Source organism: Acinetobacter sp. RIT698, assembly GCF_009668065.1.
GTDB lineage: Bacteria > Pseudomonadota > Gammaproteobacteria > Pseudomonadales > Moraxellaceae > Acinetobacter > Acinetobacter guillouiae.
On sequence record NZ_WJYH01000124.1, the window covers coordinates 1 to 606 of the forward strand.

2 pseudogenes are annotated in these 606 nt (G+C 37.1%); both read left to right on the forward strand.

Features of this window, described 5'->3' with window-relative positions:
* A pseudogene (locus GJV03_RS21605) lies at window positions 1–480 on the forward strand (phage tail protein); the annotation flags it as partial.
* Window positions 464–606: pseudogene (locus GJV03_RS21345) on the forward strand (phage minor tail protein L); the annotation flags it as partial. The pseudogenes GJV03_RS21605 and GJV03_RS21345, both read left to right, overlap by 17 nt.

Here is a 606-nt window from a genome sequence, read left to right on the forward strand (position 1 = left end):
GGTCGAGATTTGTTTTTAAGATATGGGGCTGGTAGTGATACATGGTCCACGTGGCAACCTTTGCGTACGGGGCATAATACCTCTGTAGATGCCAATGGTTTTATTAAATCAGCATCTCCAATATGTGATTTATATATTGATCATATTGAATTGAATGATGAAGCTAAACTTCAAACAATTACTTTCAAGCGTATCGGAATCGGTGAATATTTAATTTCAGGATCATTGGGATTTGCTCAAGAAGGCTGGTATATCGAAACCCCGAAAGATGCAAACGGGAATGTACTTTTTTCAGTTGTTTATGAGCAGCTAGATAATAATGATATTTCGGTCAAAACCTATAAAAAGAAATTTGATGTTGAAACGGCTTCAATTGTTCCAGATCTTGATAAGCCAGTTGATATTACTGAAGGCCGGTTTATTTCTCTACGTTTACAAGAGCTGCCACATGAGGTGATTGAAGATGACACTGAACAGTGATTTTCAAAAACTCTATGTTGATGGGTTAATCACATTATTTGAATTAGATGCCAGCGCTTTAGGTGCTGGCGTTTTGCGTTTCCATGGACATATTTCATATGAAGACTGGGAAAAGATTTATAGCTC